The organism is Lysobacter sp. ESA13C (assembly GCF_019970005.1).
Taxonomy (GTDB): domain Bacteria; phylum Pseudomonadota; class Gammaproteobacteria; order Xanthomonadales; family Xanthomonadaceae; genus Lysobacter; species Lysobacter antibioticus_B.
The window spans coordinates 1-19,102 of record NZ_JAHXYK010000007.1 but is presented as its reverse complement, the minus strand read 5'-3'; the positions used below and the strand labels follow the sequence as shown (position 1 = coordinate 19,102).

The window sequence follows — 19,102 nt, the reverse complement described above, 5'->3', positions numbered from 1 at the left end:
GCGCTCCGGCGCCGGCCCGGTCGTCGTGTCAGTGCTCATGCGAGGCTCCCGATTTTTCGATGTCGGCCTTGATCAGGAAGCTCTGCTCGACCACCACCTGTTCGCCGGCGCGCAGGCCGGACAGCACTTCCATGCGCCGCGCGTCGCGGCGGCCGATACGAACGGGTTTGGCGATGTAACGCTCGCCTTCGCGCACGAACACCACGTCGCGTTCGTCCATGCGTTGCAGCGCGGTCAGCGGTACCGCCAGCGATACCGGCTGCTGTTCGACGGTGACGCGTGCGCGCACCGCCGAACCGGGCCGCCACAGGCCGTCGGCGTTGGCGATCGAGGCGCGCGCGACGGTGCTCTGGCTCGCAGTCGCGGTGCCGGGGAGGATGCGGTCGAGCGTGGTTTCCACGCCCTGTTCTTCGCCCATGCGCATCACCGTCACCGGCACGCCAGGACGCAGATGCGAGGCGTCGGCGCCGAACACGTGCAGATCGACCCACAAGGTCGACAGGTCGGCGACCTCGAACAGGGTCGTGCCTTCGACCGCGACTTCGCCGACCGAGGCGTTGCGCGCCAGCACCACGCCGGTGATCGGCGAGGCGATGGCGTAGGTGGTCAGGCTGAGGTTGCTGTCGACCGTGGCCAAAGTCTGGCCGGCCTTGACGCGGTCGCCGACGTTGGCGCGCAGCGAACGCACCGGCCCGGGATAGCGCGCGGTGATGTTGGCTATGCGGCCTTCCAGCGGCGTGACCAGGCCCTGCACTTCGTGTTCGTCGGCGATGGTGCCGGGGCCGGCGGCGGCGACGACGATGCCGGAACGCTGGGCGATCGCGGCCGGGATCGCGGTGCTTTCGGCTTCCTCTTCGGCCTCGCTTTTGTCGCCATGGCCGGCTTCGCCCTCGCCGTGGCGGTGCTCGTCGCTGGCTTCGTCGGCATGCGCTGCGTCGGCCTTGCCGGCATCGGCCGCGGGCGCCTCGGCGGAACCGCCGCAGGCGCTCAGGGTCAGAGCCAACAGGCCCGCGGCGATCAACAGTTCGGGCTTCATGGGGCGGCTCCTGCGGGGGCGGACGGTGGGGCGAGGAAGGATTCGCCGGTGAGGCGCTGGATTTCGATCAGCGCCAGCTGCGCGTCGAGCGCGGTGTCCAGGCGCTGTTTGCGCACGGCCACGCTGTCGGCCTGCAACAGGGCCAGTTCGAGATAACTGATGGCGCCGGCGCGGTAGGCGTACTCGGCGGCGTTTTCGGCCCGGCTCATGCGCGGCAGGACCTCGTCCTTGAGGCGCGCGACTTCGAGTGCGCCGACCCGGTAGCGGCCGTGCGCTTCGACCAGGGTCGAATACAGCGACAAGCCCTTGGCTTCGCGCTCGGTTTCGAGCACGGCCAGTTCGGCCTGGGCGCCGCGGATGCCGGGTTCGGCGCGGCTGCGTGCGCCGAGCGGCATCGACACGCTGCCGATCAAGGCGGTGTCGCCGCCGTCCTGCAAGCGGCGCACGCCGATCTGCCAATCGATGTCGGCGCTGGCCTGGCTCTGCGCCAGGCGCACGCGTGCTTCGCCGATGCGGCGCGCGTCGACGAACCGGGTCAGCTCGGGGCTGCGGTCGAGCAAGCCCGCCAAGGCGGTGGCTTCTTCGATCTTCGGCAAGGCATAAGGATCGCCGGCGACCTCGGCGAAACCCGGGTCGCGTTCGCCCCACAGCGCGGCCAGGTGTTGGCGCGCGGCGAGCAGGCTTTGCTCGCTGCGCGCGCGATCGAGTTCGGCGCGCGCCAGCGCGGCCTGTGCGGTCAACAGGCCGGACTCAGGCGACGCGCCCGCGACCAGGCGCTGGCGCGCGGCGGCGACGGTGCGCTTGCGCTGGCCGATGTCGAACTGCGCCAGTTCGATCCGGCGTTGCGCGGCGACGATGCCGAGATAACGCCGCGCGGTCTCGGCCAGCAGGTCGAGTCGGCGGCTTTCGCGATCGACCGCGAGCGCATCGATGCGGCTCTGGGCGAAGGCGCGGCGCGCGTCGAGCTTGCCGCCGCGTTCGAACACCGAGGCCAGGCTGAGGGTGATCTCGGCCCCCTTGACGCCGCTGACCGCGCCGCTGCCGAAGACGTTGTCGACCGCGGCGCCGGCGATCCAGGCCGGACGCTGCGCGGCGAGGTCGCGCTCGGCTTCGAGCACCGAACGCTGGCTGCCGAACAGACCCAGGTCGGGGTGGGCGTCGCCGATGCGCGCGAAGGCGTCGTCGAGAGTGAACACCGAGGCCGCGCGCGCGGCCCCGGTTGGGGGGGGAGCTGACGTGCCGGAAGTAGCAGGACCGGCAGTGGCCGGGCTTGAAGCGGCGGCAAGGGGAGGCCGCGCCTGTGCCGAAAAGCACAGAGCGGCCGTCAGGACGGCCAGGGCCGCCGGACGCAAACGCATGGGATGTTCTCCTGAATCTCGAAAGACGCCGGGCGCGAACGCAGCGCACGGCGACGAAGACCCGCGCAGGCCGACGCGGCGCCGCAGGGCGCGTGCGTGCGGCCGGCTCAGGCCGGCATCGGGATCAGGCGGAGATCGGTGGGCGGAACGGGACCGCGGTCGGGGTCGGCACGAACGCGATCGAGACGGCCGGCACCGGGGCGGCGGCGCTGGCTGCGAGCAGGCCGACCTCGAAGCGCGGCAACAGTGCGGCTTGCAGGGCGCAGCAGTGGCTCAGGTGCCAGCGGGCGTCGCCGCAGCCGTCCGGGTCGGCGTTGTCCGGGGCGGCGCTGTCGCCGGCGGATGCGCCGGCATGCTCGTGCGCCAGCGCCGCGACCGGCCCGGCGAGTTCGCCGATTTCGGTCGCGAAGGTCAGCGTCGGCTTGACCAGCATCACGGCGATCAGCACGCCGAAGACGAGGTAGCGGAACGCGGTCGCGATGGCGGAGGGGCCGGGCATGGCGGGCATCTTAGGAGCCGCCGACCCCGCTATACAATTTCAGGCCCCGCGCCGCCGTTCATGTGCGGCCGTAGCGCATCGCCACTGAATGCCGGCCGCCGCGGCCCGGCCGCGGTTCCACCCTCGCTCCCGATTGCGGCGATAATCGCGCCGCGCAACGGACCTGCGGAACCGCGGGCAGGGACACCCAGACAGCAGTCCGGACAGGATCGGCAATGACGGTGCCTCGGCGCCGTCATATCGTTTGCCTAGTCTGCGCACGTATTCGGTAGTGGCGGTACAGGGGGTTTGGCAGTGAAGGTTGTTGTGAAACCGGTGTGTGAGTTTCCCGCCGGTCGTTGGTCGAAAGCCGGTGCGCGCGCGATCGCCGGTCTGGCCCTGGGCGTCGCCCTGGGCGGTTGCGGTTCCGAAGCTCCCCACAGCGCCGCGTCCCCGGCGCCGGTTGCCGATGCCGCGCTGGAGTTGCCGGCGCCGCTGGACGAACTCGATATCGAAGGGTTGCGCGCGCGCGCCACCCAGGCCCTGCGCGAGCAGCGCATCCACACCCCGGCCGGCGACAGCGCGGTCGACTATTACCTGGCCCTGCGCGACAAGGAGCCGGGCCAGATCGACGTGATCGGTGCGCTCGACGAGTTGCAGCCCTATGTGGTGATCGCCGGCGAGCAGGCCTTGCTCGACGACGATCTGGCCGAATCGCACCGTTTGCTGGACTTGCTGGCGCGCATGGACCCGCAGGCGCCGGCCTTGCCGCGCATGCGCGAAAGCCTGCGTGTCGCCGAGGCCAGCCGCGAGCGCAAGACCCGCGAGGAAACCGAACGCCTGATGGCCGAGCGTACCGACGCGGCGACCGTGCTGTCGGCGCGTCGCGAGGCCGCGCGCACCGCCAATACGGCGTCGGCGAACGCGGCGATGAAGGCCGATGCGGCCGCCAGCGCGCTCGCCGCCGATGCCGCCGCGGCGAAAACCGGCAGCGCGTCGGCGGCGCAACCGGTGGCGGCGTCGGCCGCGACCCCGGCAGCGTTGCCGGCCATGACCTCGGCGAACGCCGCCTCGCCGGCGATGCCGCGCCTGCTCGCCGATGCCAGCCCGCGTTATCCGCTGCCGGCCTTGAACCGCAAGATCGAGGGCAGCGTCGAGATCAGCTTCACGATCCTGCCCGACGGCCGCGTCGGCGCGCCCAGGCTGGTGTCCTCGGAACCGGCCGGGGTGTTCGACGCCGCCGCGCTGGCGGCGGTGGCGCGCCTGCGTTTCGAGGCCAGCGGCCAGTCGCATACGGCCCGCCGCACCCTCAATTTCCGCCTGCCTTCGCGCTGAAGCCTGCGGCGGCGAGAGCGGCCGGCCTTTACATGGCCGACTGCGGCGGCCGACGGCGACGACCGATTGCGACGGCGGACACGTCCGTCGGGGCGGGAGCTTGGCGGTCCGCGCGCTGTGCCGCCACAATGCGGCGATGGAGACTTCCGCACCCCCCGCCTTACTCGAAACCGTCGAACGCGAGACCGGCCCGGCGCCGACCTGGAGCGTGCTGTGGCTGCACGGCCTCGGCGCCGACGGCCACGACTTCGCCCCGATCGTGCCCGAACTGCTGCGCCGCGATTGGCCGGCGCTGCGCTTCGTGTTCCCGCATGCGCCGGTGCGCGCGGTCACGATCAACAACGGCGCGCGCATGCGCGCCTGGTACGACATCCGCGACATCAGCGATCTGGCCCAGCGCGCCGACGAAGCCGGCGTCGATGAGTCGGTGCAGCAGGTCGATGCGCTGATCGAGCGAGAAATCGAACGCGGCGTGCCGGCCTCGCGCATCCTGCTGGCCGGCTTTTCCCAGGGCGGCGCGATCACCCTGGCCACCGCATTGCGGCGCAAGCAGGCGCTGGGCGGGCTGATCGCCCTGTCGAGCTATCTGCCGATGCCCGAGCGCCTGGTCGCCGAGGCGACTGCGGTCGCGCCGAGCCAGCCGGCCTTCATGGCCCACGGCCGACACGACCCGATGGTGCCCTACGCCGGCGGCGAAGGCGCCGCGGCGCGCCTGCGGGGCCTGGGCTTCCAGGTCGACTGGCATGCCTATCCGATGGCTCATCAGGTCTGCGCCGAGGAGATCGACGCGCTCGGCGACTGGATGTCGCAACGGTTCGCCGCCACGGCATGAGCCGGCTCTGACCATGCTCGAGTCCGCCGGCGAACACGAACCGTGGCTGCCGGACTTATGCCGTTTGCCGCGGCTGGTGGTCATGCTGAGCATGGCCGAGCTGATCGTGATCGTGCTGGCGCTGGCGCCCGACGGTACCCGCTGGGACCTCGGCCGCTTCGTGTCTTCGAGCGCCTTCGCGCTGTGGCTGGCGCTGGCGATCTCGGTGCTGCTGTGCGTGTCGCGGCGCCAACTGTCGCGTTTGCCGCCCGGCGTGGGCGGCTTCATCGCCACCGCGACGGCGGCGGCGATCGCCGCGGCGGTCGCGGCGGTCACCCACATCATCGACAGCGTCACCGGCATCGGTCTGGTGCCGCCGGGGATCTCGTTCCAGCGCTTCGTCGGCGGTACCGCGGCGGTGGCGATCCTCGCCGTCGGCGTGGTCCTGCGCTATCTCTACGTCAACGACAGCTGGAAGGCCCAGGTCCGCGCCAACGCCCGCGCCGAAGTCGATGCGCTGCAGGCGCGGATCAAGCCGCACTTCCTTTTCAACAGCATGAACACCATCGCCGGCCTGGTGCGCAGCGACCCGGTGGTCGCCGAGCGCGCGGTGCTGGACCTGTCGGACCTGTTCCGGGCCGCGCTGGGCGCGTCCAAGTCCGATTCCAGCCTGGCCGAGGAGGTCGAGCTGGCCGAGCGCTATCTGGCGATCGAGCAACTGCGCCTGGGCGAGCGCCTGCGGGTGGTCTGGCGCAAGCGCGAGCCGCTGCCGTGGCGGATGCCGCTGCCGCGCCTGGTCCTGCAGCCCCTGGTCGAGAACGCCGTGCTGCACGGCATCTCCCGGCTGCCGGGCGGCGGCGAGATCGAAATCGAGCTGACCGAGCTCGCCGACGAGCTGCTGCTGCGCATCCGCAACCCGGCCCCGCCCCCGGCCGACGGCCGCAGCGGGGCCCGCCACGCCCACAGCAGCATCGGCCAGCGCCTGCGTTATGCCTATGGGCCGACGGTGCGGATGACCGCGGGCTGGAACGAAGGCTACTATCTGTGCGAACTGCACGTGCCGACCGGGGTGGAGGCGCATAGCCGATGAAAGCGACGAGGCCGGCCATGAGAGTGGTGATCGCGGATGACGAACCGTTGGCGCGCGAGCGCTTGCGCAGCCTGTTGGCCGAGCGCGACGACGTCGAGGTCGTCGCCGAAGCGGCCGACGGCCAGCACGCCTTGCACGCCTGCGCCGAGCACCGGCCGGATCTGGTCCTGCTCGACATCGCCATGCCCGGCATCGACGGCCTCGAAGCCGCGCGCCATCTGGCCGCGTTCGAGCCGCGCCCGGCGGTAGTGTTCTGCACCGCCTACGACGCCCACGCCTTGTCGGCGTTCGAGGCCGAGGCGATCGACTACCTGGTCAAGCCGGTGCGGGCCGAACGCCTCGACGCCGCGCTCGAACGCGTGCGCACCTTCGCCGCCGGCCGCGAGCGCCACGTCGGCGGCACCGAGACCGCGCCGGGGCAAAGCCGCAGCCACCTGTGCGCGCGCCTGCGCGGCAGCCTGCGCCTGATCCCGATCGAGGACGTGCATTACCTGCACGCCGAAGAGAAGTACGTGATCGTCCATCACGCGCGCGGCGAAGACCTGATCGAGGAATCGCTGAAATCGCTGGAAGACGAATTCGGCGAACGCTTCGTGCGCATCCACCGCAATTGCCTGGTCGCGCGCCACGAGATCGTCGAACTCAAGCGCGACTCCGAAGGCCACGTCCAAGCCGTGCTGCGTCACGGCAAACAACCCCTGGAAGTCAGCCGCCGTTGCGTGGCGGCGCTGCGCGAGACCCTCAAGCATTTGTGAGGCTTTGGGATTTGGGATTTGGGATTTGGGATTCGGGATTAGGGATTAGGGATTGGTCATTGGGGATTAGGGGATTAGGGGGTTCGGGGATCGACTCGTCCGGAGCTCGCCGAACCAAGGGTAGGAGCGGCGCGAGCCGCGACCGCGCTGCCTCAATCTCGCGCTGCATCCGGCCGTAATCCCCTGTAGGAGCGGCGTCCCACTGGATTTCCTCCGGTCATAAGCCGCGACCGCGTAGTTGCCGATTGTTGCGTTTCTGGCCGCAGGGCGGTGAAGCAACATCAGGATCTAAAGCTTCCGTCCGCTCACGCGGCCGGGTTACTTTCTTTTGCTAAGCCCAAAAGAAAAGTAACCAAAGAAAAGGGCTTTCCTTGCAAGGGCACAGGCCACGAGTGCGATGCTGTCGCCGGGATTTTTCGATAGGACATCCTTGTCCTATCGAAAAACGGCGCACGTCCTGTGCGCCGCCCTCCGGGTCTCCACTTGACCGGTAAAGCGGCAAAGCAGATCAAAATCTCGGCAACGGCAACGGCAACGGCAACGGCAACGGCAACGGTCTGTGGCGCCTTGGGATAGGGCGGCCTTCCTTCGGTCACTGGCCGCCACTGCGTTCCCCCCGGGTCCCCATCCGTTGCTGATTTAGCAACCGATACGCCCCCCGGTGGCCCGCCCAGGCAGCTTTTGATGCCGACCCCCGGCAGCGGCGATAATGCCGGCATGAAGACCCTGCGCATCGCCACCCGTAAGAGCCCGCTCGCCCTGTGGCAGAGCGAGCATGTCGCCGACCGGCTGCGCGCCGCGCATCCGGGGCTCGAGGTGAGCCTGGTGCCGATGAGCACTCGCGGCGACGAAGTGCTGGACCGCTCGCTGGCCGCGATCGGCGGCAAGGGCCTGTTCCTCAAGGAGCTGGAGCTGGCGATGCTGCGCGGCGAAGCCGACTGCGCGGTGCACTCGCTCAAGGACGTGCCGATGGAACTGGAGCCGGGCTTCGCCCTGCCGGCGATCCTCGAGCGCGCCGACTACGCCGACGCCTTCGTCAGCAACCACCACGACGGCATCGACAGCCTTCCGCTCGGCGCCCGCGTCGGCACCTCGTCGTTGCGCCGGCAGGCGCAGTTGCGCGCCTTGCGCCCGGACCTGCAATTGCTCGATCTGCGCGGCAACGTCAATACCCGGCTGGCCCGGCTCGATGCTGGCGACTACGACGCCATCGTCCTGGCCTGCGCCGGCTTGCAGCGTCTCGGCTTCGACGCGCGCATCCGCGCCCGCCTCGAATCGCCGTATTGGCTGCCAGCGCCGGCGCAGGGCGCGATCGCGATCGAATGCCGCGAGGACGACGTCGCTGCGCGCACGTTCTGCGCCGCGCTCGATCACGCCGCCACCCGCACCTGCGTCGAAGCCGAGCGCGCCATGAATCGCGCCCTGCATGGCAGCTGCCATGTACCGGTGGCCGCCTACGCGCGCCTGGACGGCGAACACCTGCGCCTCGACGGCCAGGTCGGCTCGGCCAGCGACGGCCGCGCCGTGCGCGCCCACGGCGAAGGCCGCGGCGACGCCCCGGACTGCCTCGGCATCGAGGTCGCGCAACGTTTGTTGGAGCAGGGCGCGGGCGAGTTCATCGCCGATTCGCTGGTGGATATCGACGCGGATTGATTCGGGCTGTGGCTGCCCAACGTCGTTGGCGTTCTACGCTGTCGTTGATTTGCGCGACCTCAGTTCAAGCCTTCGCCTTCGTATGCGATCGTCTTTGCCTTGGGGTAGGAGCGGCGTTCTGCTGGATTCTCTTTGGTCACAAGCCGCGACCGCGGGACGCGCAGAGTCTGCAACGCCTTCGCCATTGATCGGAGGCATGAGTTGGCGCGAGGGTAGGAGCGGCGCGAGCCGCGACCGCGCTGCGACGGTCTCGCGGCGTATCGCTCCCGCTAGACCGGGATCAAGATCAAACGCCTAAAGCTTCCGCCACTAAAGCGGCGGGTAACTTTCTTTTGTCTAAAGCAACAAAAGAAAGTCACCAAAGAAAAATGCTTTTGTTTTGCATCACAGGCCCGCACGAGCGATGCCAACGCGGGGATTTTTCATGCGGGACATCCCTGTCCCGATGAAAAACGGCGCGCATCCCTGCGCGCCGCCCTCCGGGTCTTCGGTTGCCTTCGCTAGTTCGAGGCGACGCACAGCAAGGACAAAATCCCGACAGCAGTGGCAACTTTGCTGGTGCTGTTTCTATTGCTATTGCTATTGCTATTGCTGTGAAGAGCTTGGCGCAGCGACGAACTTGCGAGAACACCTGGAGACCCAAAGGGCGGCGCACAGGACGTGCGCCGTTTTCCGATAAGACAGGGATGTCTTATCGGAAAATCCCCGCGCGCGCTGCGAACTCGCAGGGGAGCTTCGTCAAGGAAGGCCTTTTCTTTGGTTAGCTTTCTTTTGGGCCAGCAAAAGAAAGTAACCCGGCCGCGTCAGCGGACGGAAGCTTTAGATTTTGCTTCACCGCTCTGAGGTGAGAAACGTCGACGTGGCAAGCAGCGCGGTCGCGGCTCGCGCCGCTCCTACCCAAAAGCAGAGGAACCGCCAACCTGTCGGCGCCGCAGCGGAGCAAAAGAAAGTAACCCGGCCGCGTCAGCGGACGGAAGCTTTAGATTTTGCTTCACCGCTCCGAGGTGAGAACGCCGACGTGACAAGTAGCGCGGTCGCGGCTTGCGCCGCTCCTACCCTTCGCGACAACACGCCGCTTCGATGAATGACATCGGCGTCACGGTCTATGCGCATCCCTTGGTCGCGGCTCGCGCCGCTCCTACCCAAAAGCAGACGAACCGCCAACCTGTCGGCACTGCAGCGGAGCAAAAGAAAGTAACCCGGCCGCGTCAGCGGACGGAAGCTTTAGATTTTGCTTCACCGCTCTGAGGTGAGAACGCCGACGTGACAAGTAGCGCGGTCGCGGCTCGCGCCGTTTCTACCCTTCGCGACAGCACGCCGCTTCGATGAATGACATCGGCGTCACGGTCTATGCGCATCCCTTGGTCGCGGCTCGCGCCGCCCCTACCCAAAAGCGGACGCGCCGCCAACCGTAGGCGCCACAGCGGGCCAAAAGTAAGCGACCCGGCCGCTTTAGCGGGCAAACGCTGTGGTGCTTCTTTCAATGCTCCGGATCTTTCAATGCCGCGGATCGCAAAGCTCGATCGAGCGGAATCAAAACCGCCGAATCAACTCGATCGAACTTTCCGCACTCTCGCTGCCGCCACCGCCGTTCGAATCGTGACGGATCGCGAAGTCGGTTTCGAGTTTCCAGTACGGCCACAGATCCACGTCCAAACGCATCGACTGTTTGACGAAGGTGTCGCCGTGCCCGCTCTCGAACTGCACGCGCTGGCTCCAGCGCGCGCGGTCGCCGATGCGCTGGCCGATGCTGACTTCGCCGCGGAACACGGTGCCGGGACGGTTGATGCCGTCGTCGTGGAGCGGGGCGAGGCGGTAGCCGGCGCCGAAGCTCAGGCCGACCTGGGTCGGGCCGTCGCGCAAGGCCTGCACGCCGTAGCGGGTGCCGATGCGGTAGTCGTTGGAGTACATGGCGCGACTGGTGCGCGAGGTCGCCGGCGCCCTGACCCCGCCGACGTGGCGTTGCGAGCCGGGCAGCAGCACGGTGCGCAGCGGCGGCAGATCGAGCGGGTCGATTTCCGGGCCCTTGGCGCGCCCGGACGTGGCCAGTCGCCATTCCTCGTCGCCGCAGCGGGTCGAAAAACAGTACAGACGCATCTGTGCCGGATCGCTCGCAATGGCGATCAGCGTCGGGTCGCCGCCGAAGGCGGGGGTCGGCAATGTCACCAGGGGCGCGCCCAGGAGGGCGAGCCCGATCGCACCGAGCATCGTCTTGGCTTGGGGCCGGAAGAGGCTGGGATGATGCCATGAAACCGGTTACAGACACGAGACCGCGGACACGCCGGGATAGGTCCGATTCACCCGTCGGCGTATCCTTCCGCAACCCTGAAAACGCCGCCTGGCGGGGCTTTGCGAAGAATTGCGGCGTGTTCCGGCGTATTTTGGCGCGAGCGGTCGTGGCTCAGTAGTACAGCGTCACCAGATGCCGGGCCTCGGCGAAGAACAGCCAGCGCTCGACCAAGGTACCGAGCAGCAGCGACAAGGTCGCGAGCGGCATCGCGAGCACGGCGACCGCCGGCAGCGCCAGCGCGATGATGCTCAGCACGACCGGCGCGACGGCGAACAAGGCCAGCGCGATCCGGCGCAACTTGCGCGAGTGCTTGCGCGCCAACACGTAGCCCATCTCGCGGGTGAGGTAGTTGTCTTCGGTGTGCGGGCGCTCGAACACGTCGAGTTCGCGTTGCGGCAGGCCGACCGCGTCGCCGCGGGTGACGGTGAGCGGGGTGCGGTCGATGTCGCGCCAATACCTGAGCTTGATCGCGGCCGTCAGCAATGCGAGCAGCAGCAACGCCCCCGACATTGCACGCCCGGCCGCGAACTCCCCGGGAATGGCGGCGAGCAGGGCCGCACCGCCGAACAAGGCGAAGAGCAGATAGCCGGGCACCACCAGGCGATGCCGCCAGGCGGGAATCGGTGGCAAGGAGGCGTAGATCATCGCCGTGCAGGCGACCGTGATCATCGAGCAGATCGCCAGCATGGCCGCCAGCGCCGCCGGTAGGATCGCGCCGGCATCGCGCAGCGGACTCGACGGCCACAACCACAGGCCTAACGCGAGCGCGGGCAGGTAAGTGACGACCGCCATGACGCCCTCGCGCGACAGCCAGGAGGTGCGCCATTGCGAGAACGCACGCCAGGCACGCGCTGGTTTGCCCAAGTGCAGCATCGAGCTGAGCAGGCCGACACTGACCAGTGCCAGCGCGGCGATCAGGGCGAAACCGATCGTCCTGTCGGACAGCGACTGCGGCGATCCGCTCAGCGCGTGCTGCCAGAACACGAATACGCCCAGCCAGGCCATCAGGCCGTAGCCGGCCCCGGACAAGGTGGTAAAGAAAATGACCGAAAACGCGGGATGCATATCAGCCTGCGAGTAAGCGACGAACGAGCACGGAGCCGGCAACGGTCCGATCCGCGCGAGCGGTACCGGTGCAGGCGCATTTCGGCGGCTGGGTTTCGCAGGGCTTCATCGCGACAGCATCCGGTCCAGCCAGCGCAGCGCCGACGGCAATTGCTTGGTGTCCAAGGCTTCCTCGCGCGGTGGGGCTTCGGCCGGTCCGGCGCGGCGCGGACGCGGCGGCAGGTATTTGTTGGTCGGCTGATAGCCCAGTTGCGCCATCAGGTCGACGCCGCCGCGTTCGGCGACGAGCTTGGAGACTTTGGACTCGGGGTCGCCGAGGTCGCCGAAATGACGCGCCCGGGTCGGGCAGGCCTGCACGCAGGCCGGCTGACGTTCGGACTCGTCGAGGTTCTCGTTGTAGATGCGGTCGATGCACAGGGTGCATTTCTTCATCACGCCTTCGACCGGGCTGTACTCGCGCGCGCCGTAGGGGCAGGCCCAGGAACACAGCTTGCAGCCGATGCATTTGTCCTCGTCGACCAGCACGATGCCGTCTTCGGCGCGCTTGTAGCTGGCGCCGGTCGGGCATACGGTCACGCAGGCCGGTTGTTCGCAATGCAGGCACGAACGCGGGAAGTGCAAGGTCATCGCCGGTTGCGGCGCCGCGACCTCGCCGCAGCCGCGCACCGGGTCGGCCAGCGGCATCGCTTCGGCGCGCGCGGGTGCGGCCTCGCTCGCGGCGACTTCGTAGCTGTGCACGCGGTTGAACCAGATGCCGGACGGATCCTTGCCGTAGGGGCGCTCGTCGGTGAGCGGCGCAGCGAAACCGCCGGCATTCCATTCCTTGCAACTCACCGCGCAGGCATGGCAGCCGACGCAGGTGTCCAGGTCGATGACCAGACCGAGCTTTTTCTTCGACGGCGGCGGCAGATCGGTCATCGTTTTTTCTTTCCGGTAGCGAGCAACCACAGGCCCAGCGCGAACACGGTCAAGCCGATCGCCACGCTCGGCATCAGCGCGATCAACACCGGCGTGGCCGAAGTCGCGTGCGCGGCGGCGTCCCGGGTCGGGTCCAACACGCCGAGCCCAAGCAGGACGATCAGGCCGAAGCCGAGCGCGATGCACAGCCAACCGGCGAACAGGCGTGCGGTCCTCATCGGCGATGCTCCCTGCCGGTTTCGACGACGTTCGCGCAGCGAGGCATCGCCGATTCAATCCTGCTCATGCTTGCCTCCCGCGCGGCGAGCGCGAAATTCCGCGCCGTAGCGCAAGGGACCGGGTTCGGCCTGGGCGAACGCGAGCGGGGCGAACTGCGGTTCGGATTCGCCGCGCGCGTTCTGCGCCGCATCAGCCTTGCGGATCGACACGCGCAGATCGAACCACGCCGCCTGCCCGGTGACGGGGTCGGCATTGGCGTAGTCGCCCTTCGGGGTGATGTCGGAGATCAGATGATTCATCAGGAAGCCCTTGCGGCTTTCCGGGGCGTCCTTGTCCAGCCGCCAGGCGCCGCGGCGCTTGCCGATCGCGTTCCAGGTCCAGACCGTGTCGGCCTGTACGTTGGCGGCGAAGCGCGCCTGCACGGTGATGCGGCCGTGGTGCGATTCCATGGTGATCCAGTCGGCGTCGGCGATGCCGTGGCGCGCGCCGGTGTCCGGATGCAGATACAGGTAATTGCGCGCGACGATCTGGCGCAGCCAGGCGTTCTGCGAACCCCAGGCGTGGTACATGAACATCGGCCGCTGGGTCACCGCGCTGAGCGGGAATTTCGCGTCGACCTGATCGACCTGGGCGCCCTCGAAAGGTTCGTACCAGATCGGTAGCGGGTCGAAATAGGTCGCCACGCGTTCGCGGTGCTCCGACGGCGGTTGCTGCGGGCCATGGCCCTGCGCGGCGAGGCGGAACTTCTGGATCGTCTCCGAATACAGCTGCAGCACGATCGGGTCGGCGTGGCCGATGAAGCCCATCTTCTGCGCCCAGTCCAGATAGCCGCGATTGGCCATCTTGTAGTAGCGCGCCGACTCCGGCACATGGCTGCGCCAGAAGCCGCCGTTATCGATGTAGCGCTGCAACTGCTGCGGGTTCGGCGGGCCCTTGGCTTCGAGTTCGCCGCGCTCGCCGCGCCAGCCGGCGAGCAGGCCGACGCCGGGCGCGCGCTCGTGGCGGACGATGTAGTCGGCGTAGTCGCGGTAACGCGGGCTGCCGTCGTCGTGGACCATGCCGGGCAGGCCGAGGCGCGCGCCGAGTTCCAGCAGCACCGACTGGAAGCCGCGCACGTCGCGGCCTTCGCGCTGTTGCGCGGCGTCGACCACTGGATGGCGGATCGCGTCGCTGGCCGAGTCGGCATCGGAGATCGGCCGGTCGAGCAGGCTGATCGCGTCGAAGCGTTCCAGATAGGTGGTATCGGGCAGGACCAGATCGGCGTAGGCGGTCATCTCCGAGGCGTAGGCATCGGCGTAGATGATGCGCGGGATGCGGTACTCGCCGTCTTCGCCGCGATCGGTCAGCCAGCCGATGGTCTCGCCGGTGTTCATGGCCGAGTTCCAGCTCATGTTGGCCATGAACATCATCAGCGTGTCGATCTTGTACGGGTCGCCGGCCCAGGCGTTGCGGATCACGGTGTGCATCATGCCGTGCGCCGACAACGGATAGGCCCAGGAGAAGGCGTGGTCGATGCGGCGCGGCTGGCCGTCCGCGTCGACGACCAGGTCCTCGGGGCTATGGACGAAGCCGAGCGGCGCGGCGTCGAGCGCGCCGTTGGGCTGGCGCGTCTTGCCGGGCCGGTTCGGCGGCGGGATCGGTTTCGGGAACGGCGGCTGATAGCGGAACGAGCCCGGCGTATCGACCGCACCGAGCAACAACTGCAACACGTGCAGCGCGCGGCAGGTATGGAAGCCGTTGCTGTGCGCGCTGATGCCGCGCATGGCGTGCATGCTGACCGGGCGGCCGGTCATTTCGGCGTGCTGGCGGCCGTAGGCGTCGGTCCAGGCGATCGGCAGGGTGATGGCTTGTTCGAACGCGGCCTCGGCGAGTTCGCGGGCGATGCGGCGGATGGTCTCGGCGGGAACGCCGCAGCGTTCGCTGACCGCATCGGGTGCGTACTGCGGGTCGAGGTAGCGTTCGGCGACCAGATGGAACACCGGTACCGCGCGACGGCCGTCGGGCAGGCTGTATTCGCCGACCACAGCCGGCGAGATGTCGATCGCGTCGGCGGGGTGGGCGCAGCCTTGGCTCGCGCCGTCAGGCAGACCACGCGTCCAACACAACGCACGCCCCTCGCCGTCGCGCGCGAACAGGCCGTCGTCGGCGCCGCCGGGATTGCGGATCACCAGCCAGTGCGCGTTGGTGTAGCGCACCAGGTAGTCCAGGTCGATGCGGTCGGCCTTGAGCAATTCGTGGATCAGGGCGAACGCGAACAGGCCGTCGGTGCCGGGGCGGATGCCGATCCATTCGTCGGCGATCGCGCCATAGCCGCTGCGCACCGGGTTCACCGCGACGATCTTGGCGCCGCTGGCCTTGAGTCTGCCCAGGCCGAGCTTGATCGGGTTGGAGTCGTGGTCTTCGGCCACGCCCCACAACATCAGATAACGCGAATGCTCCCAGTCGGGCTCACCGAACTCCCAGAACGAACCGCCCAGGGTGTAGAGGCCGCCGGCGGCCATGTTGACCGAGCAGAAACCGCCGTGCGCGGCATAGTTGACCGTGCCGAACTGCTGCGCCCACCAACCGGTCAGCGCCTGCGACTGGTCTCGGCCGGTGAAGAAGGCCAGCTCGTCGGGGTTGCGTTCGCGGATCGGCGCGAGCCAGTCGGCGGCGATGCGCAGCGCCTCGTCCCATTCGATCTCGCGGAATTCGCCCTTGCCGCGCTCGCCCACGCGCAGCAAGGGCTTATCGAGCCGCGCCGGCGAGTAGTGCTGCATGATGCCGGCCGACCCCTTGGCGCACAGCACGCCCTGGTTGACCGGGTGATCGGGGTTGCCCTGGATGTAACGGATCCGGCCGTCGCTGAGCCAGACCTTGATGCCGCAACGGCATGCGCACATGTAACAGGTCGTGGTCTTGACCTCGTCGCCGGGCGAGGGCGACAAGTCGATGGCTGGCTCTTGGGGAGCGTGCTTTCGCATGGCGGCATTGTGCCTACCTGGGCGTGTCGCCGCGAGCTTGCGCGAAATCCGGGCTTGTGCGTTGTAGCGCCATCGCACTGCAACATTGTGCAGGTCTTGTGATCGGGCTTGGCGTCGCGGCCGTCGGCGGGCTCGCACAGTCGCAACCGTTGCGACCGCATGGGTGTCTAATGTCACTACTGCGCCGGCGCTCCGATCCAGATACTGCTTCCGACACCGGCTCTCGATGCCGGCGTCGTCGTAACCTCATCCGGTCGAGGGGAGTCGCTGCCGGTGTTGCCGGCCGGCGACCCGCTCGAGCTGTCGACGGCTCGTCCTCGTGCGCAACTGCGCGCAGGCGTTCGCGCCGGCGCGATGAGGCTCGGCGAAGCCGGCCGCGGCCCCGGGCGGTCCGCTCCGGCGGCGCTCCGGCCTGGCGGGCGCCGCGGTCAGCCCGGTAAACGCGGCGCCGGGGGCGGCGTTGCGGATATTGCGGGCTCGATCACGTACGATCCCCAAGTTCGATGGTGGCGGCCGGACAGCGGCCGGTGCCATGCTAGTTGCGACCCCACCGAATCCACTAGACATCGCCGACATGGAACGTATCGAACGCATCCACGCACTGCACCGGATTCTCACCGCAGCCCGGTATCCGGTCACAGTCCAGCGCCTCCAAGAGGATCTGGAGTGTTCGCGCGCGACTGTCTACCGCGACCTGGCCTACCTGCGCGACTACCTGATGGCGCCGGTGGTCGGCAACGGCGAGGCCGGTTTCCGCTACGACACCAGCGAAGGCGATCGCTTCGAGCTGCCCGGCCTGTGGCTGAGTTCGGAAGAGCTGCACTCGCTGTTGGCCGCGCAGCAGTTGCTGATGCGCAGCGGCGGCGGCGTGTTGTCGAACGCACTCGCGCCCTTGCAGCAGCGCATCGAAAAGCTGCTCGACGAACATGCCGGCGGCCGACGCCTGCCGGTCGAGCGCGTGCGGGTGATTCCGCACCGCACCCGGCGCCTCGACGAGACCGCGTTCCGCGCCGTCGCCACCGCCGTGCTCGACCGCAAGCAGTTGACCTTCGAATACCGGGCGCGCTCGACCGACCAGCGCACCCGCCGCAGCGTGTCGCCGCAGCGCCTCACCCATTACCGCGAAAACTGGTACCTCGACGCCTGGGATCACGAGCGCGATGCGCTGCGCAGTTTCTCGGTCGACCGCATCAGCGCGGCCAAGATCGGCGAAGACACCGCGCGCGACGTCGCCGACGACGAACTCGACCAGCACCTGGCTTCGAGCTACGGCATTTTCTCCGGCGCGCCGAAGGGCTGGGCGACCATCGTCTTCAGCGCCAAGGCCGCGCGCTGGGTCGCCGACGAGCACTGGCATTCGCAGCAGCAGGGCCGTTTCCTGCCCGACGGCCGCTACGAGCTGAAGGTGCCGTACAGCGCCGGACGCGAGCTGCTGATGGACGTGATGCATTACGGCAGCGATGCCGAGATCGTCGAGCCGGTGGTGCTGCGCGAACAGGCCAAGTCGATGCTGGAATTGGCGCTGAGCAACTACGGACGCTGATGCCCGGCGCCGACGCACCGCATATTTCCCGCGACGAACCGGTCGCCCTGGTGCTCGGTGCGGGCGGTGCCCGCGGGCTGGCGCAGATCGGCGTGATCGAGGCCTTGCAAGCGCGGTCGATGCGCATCGTCGCGGTCGCCGGCTCGTCCAGCGGCGCCCTGGTCGGCGGCCTGTTCGCCGCCGGCAAGCTCGAGGTCTACCGCGACTGGCTGTACGGCATGAGCCGCACCGCGATGCTGCGCCTGCTCGACCCCGGCCTGGGGCAACCGGGCCTGTTTCGCGGCGAGCGCCTGATGCACGCGCTGCGCGAACTGACCGGCGAGCCGCGCATCGAAGACCTGGAGATCGAGTTCACCGCGGTCGCGGTCGACTTGATCCGCCAGCGCGAAGTCTGGCTGCGCGAAGGCGACCTGTGGGACGCGGTGCGCGCGTCCATCGCCATCCCGGGCGTGTTTCCGCCTTATGAATTGCACGGCCGCGAACTCGTCGACGGCGGCCTGTTGGCGCCGTTGCCGATCGCGGCCACGCGTTTGTCCGATGCGCACCGTTTGATCGCCGTCGACATGCACGGCTGGCCGGAGCGGCCGCCGGGCGCGCTCGCCCAGCAGAACGGCGCCAAGGCGCCGGGCAGCGAGGTGGCGGAGTCGAAGCCTTCGATGCTGATGCGCTGGTTCCGGCGCGGCGCCGACGAGGCCCAGAACGGCGAACAACCGCCGCACGAACTGGGTTTCAGCGAACTGATGGCGCGTTCGCTCGACATGATGCAGGCCCAGATCGCTCGCGTGCAGTTGGCCCTGGACCCGCCGGAGCTGGTCATCCGGATTCCGCGCGACGCCTGCCAGTTCTACGAGTTCTGGCGGGCCAAGGAACTGATCGCGCTGGGCCGCGAAGAAGCCGAGAAGGCGCTCGACAAGGCCGGTTACTGAGCTTCGGCTCGGGGGCGATCGCGCTTGGGTAGGAGCGGCGCAAGCCGCGACCGTGACCCCCCCGGGCGACGCGACCGCGGCCGCTGCGCTTTGTCGCGGTCGCGCTCGCGCCGCCGCCTCGCGCATGAGCCCGCGGCCCTTCCGCCATGGTTGCGAGCGAATCTCCGGCGTTTTGGTTCGCGGCCATGGGCCAGCCGCCCGCTCGAGTCGCCAGACCCGGCACAGCGTAAAGCCGACGTGCCGCACGGGCGGCGCGCCGATGAGCGGCAAGGAAGATCGCAGCCTCTGAGACGGCGCGGCGAGATGGTGGGGTCACCGACACTTACGCCCGCTTTCCGGAGCCTGGACATGACCGTCAGCACGTCTTCCGACCATTTCGCCGATGCCGTCCGCGCGGACCTCGACACCGCCCTGCGCTACGCCCTCGCCATCGGCAGCCTGTTGGTGCTGATGCTGCCGGCCGCGCGCGGCAGCCATGGCGCGATCGGCTGGTTGCCGTTGTGGCTGGTGGCGATGCCGGCGGTGGCCTGGTGGGCGCTGCATCGGTTCCGGCTGCCGGCCTGGGGCCAGGCCGAGGACGCCGAGGCTACGGTGGCGCCGCGCCGGCGCCGTCGCGGCGCGGTCCAGGCCCGCCGCCGTGGCCGTGCGGCGGTGGTCGCGCG

16 protein-coding genes are annotated in these 19,102 nt (G+C 68.8%); 8 read left to right on the top strand and 8 right to left on the bottom strand.

What is annotated here, in order from left to right:
- Positions 1-28: 28 nt before the first annotated feature.
- The 3 genes from LC490_RS15080 to LC490_RS15070 all read right to left on the bottom strand — a co-directional run bounded on the left by LC490_RS15080 (position 29) and on the right by LC490_RS15070 (position 2,893).
- The gene (locus LC490_RS15080) at positions 29-1,036 is read right to left on the bottom strand and encodes an efflux RND transporter periplasmic adaptor subunit (protein ID WP_223620704.1); all 1,008 of its coding nucleotides are present in this window, start codon (positions 1,034-1,036) and stop codon (positions 29-31) included.
- Positions 1,033-2,232, bottom strand: a complete 1,200-nt coding sequence (locus tag LC490_RS15075; protein WP_223620703.1) for a TolC family protein — start codon at positions 2,230-2,232, stop codon at positions 1,033-1,035. The genes LC490_RS15080 and LC490_RS15075 overlap by 4 nt, the downstream gene beginning before the upstream one ends.
- A gap of 286 nt (positions 2,233-2,518) precedes the next feature.
- On the bottom strand, positions 2,519-2,893 hold the full coding sequence (locus LC490_RS15070) for a hypothetical protein (protein WP_223620702.1): 375 nt from the start codon (positions 2,891-2,893) through the stop codon (positions 2,519-2,521).
- A 306-nt stretch (positions 2,894-3,199) separates the two neighbouring features.
- Between LC490_RS15070 and LC490_RS24590 the strand changes: the two genes are divergently transcribed.
- The 5 genes from LC490_RS24590 to hemC all read left to right on the top strand — a co-directional run bounded on the left by LC490_RS24590 (position 3,200) and on the right by hemC (position 8,516).
- A complete protein-coding gene (locus LC490_RS24590; protein ID WP_031372558.1) occupies positions 3,200-4,207 on the top strand; it encodes a TonB family protein in 1,008 nt (335 codons plus the stop codon).
- A gap of 136 nt (positions 4,208-4,343) precedes the next feature.
- Positions 4,344-5,039: a dienelactone hydrolase family protein gene (locus LC490_RS15060; RefSeq protein ID WP_223620701.1), complete on the top strand. Its 696-nt coding sequence runs from the start codon at positions 4,344-4,346 to the stop codon at positions 5,037-5,039.
- A gap of 13 nt (positions 5,040-5,052) precedes the next feature.
- Positions 5,053-6,108, top strand: a complete 1,056-nt coding sequence (locus LC490_RS15055) for a histidine kinase (RefSeq protein ID WP_031372560.1) — start codon at positions 5,053-5,055, stop codon at positions 6,106-6,108.
- Positions 6,105-6,863, top strand: a complete 759-nt coding sequence (locus LC490_RS15050) for a LytTR family DNA-binding domain-containing protein (RefSeq protein WP_031372561.1) — start codon at positions 6,105-6,107, stop codon at positions 6,861-6,863. The genes LC490_RS15055 and LC490_RS15050 overlap by 4 nt, the downstream gene beginning before the upstream one ends.
- A gap of 717 nt (positions 6,864-7,580) precedes the next feature.
- Positions 7,581-8,516, top strand: a complete 936-nt coding sequence (hemC, locus tag LC490_RS15045) for a hydroxymethylbilane synthase (RefSeq protein WP_223620883.1) — start codon at positions 7,581-7,583, stop codon at positions 8,514-8,516.
- Positions 8,517-10,049: 1,533 nt separating this feature from the next.
- Here the strand turns inward: hemC and LC490_RS15040 are convergent.
- The 5 genes from LC490_RS15040 to LC490_RS15020 form a co-directional block, all read right to left on the bottom strand.
- Complete coding sequence (locus LC490_RS15040; protein ID WP_031372851.1) at positions 10,050-10,724, bottom strand: DUF481 domain-containing protein; 675 nt, start codon at positions 10,722-10,724, stop codon at positions 10,050-10,052.
- A gap of 193 nt (positions 10,725-10,917) precedes the next feature.
- Positions 10,918-11,871, bottom strand: coding sequence for a DmsC/YnfH family molybdoenzyme membrane anchor subunit (locus tag LC490_RS15035; protein WP_223620700.1), 954 nt, complete (start codon positions 11,869-11,871; stop codon positions 10,918-10,920).
- A 105-nt stretch (positions 11,872-11,976) separates the two neighbouring features.
- Entirely contained in the window at positions 11,977-12,789 is an 813-nt protein-coding gene (locus tag LC490_RS15030) for a 4Fe-4S dicluster domain-containing protein (protein ID WP_031372849.1), read from the bottom strand.
- A complete protein-coding gene (locus tag LC490_RS15025) occupies positions 12,786-13,007 on the bottom strand; it encodes a hypothetical protein (RefSeq protein WP_031372848.1) in 222 nt (73 codons plus the stop codon). Before LC490_RS15025 ends, LC490_RS15030 begins: the two co-directional genes overlap by 4 nt.
- A 54-nt stretch (positions 13,008-13,061) precedes the next feature.
- Positions 13,062-15,971 carry a molybdopterin oxidoreductase family protein gene (locus tag LC490_RS15020; protein ID WP_223620699.1) on the bottom strand — a complete coding sequence of 970 codons (2,910 nt, stop codon included), beginning with the start codon at positions 15,969-15,971 and terminating at the stop codon, positions 13,062-13,064.
- Between the two features lie 574 nt (positions 15,972-16,545).
- Between LC490_RS15020 and LC490_RS15015 the strand changes: the two genes are divergently transcribed.
- The 3 genes from LC490_RS15015 to LC490_RS15005 form a co-directional block, all read left to right on the top strand.
- A complete protein-coding gene (locus LC490_RS15015) occupies positions 16,546-17,514 on the top strand; it encodes a YafY family protein (protein ID WP_057916671.1) in 969 nt (322 codons plus the stop codon).
- The gene (locus LC490_RS15010) at positions 17,514-18,440 is read left to right on the top strand and encodes a patatin-like phospholipase family protein (RefSeq protein WP_223620698.1); all 927 of its coding nucleotides are present in this window, start codon (positions 17,514-17,516) and stop codon (positions 18,438-18,440) included. The genes LC490_RS15015 and LC490_RS15010 overlap by 1 nt, the downstream gene beginning before the upstream one ends.
- Positions 18,441-18,890: 450 nt before the next feature.
- Positions 18,891-19,102: hypothetical protein (locus LC490_RS15005; protein ID WP_223620882.1), on the top strand; the 212-nt coding region annotated here is incomplete at its 3' end.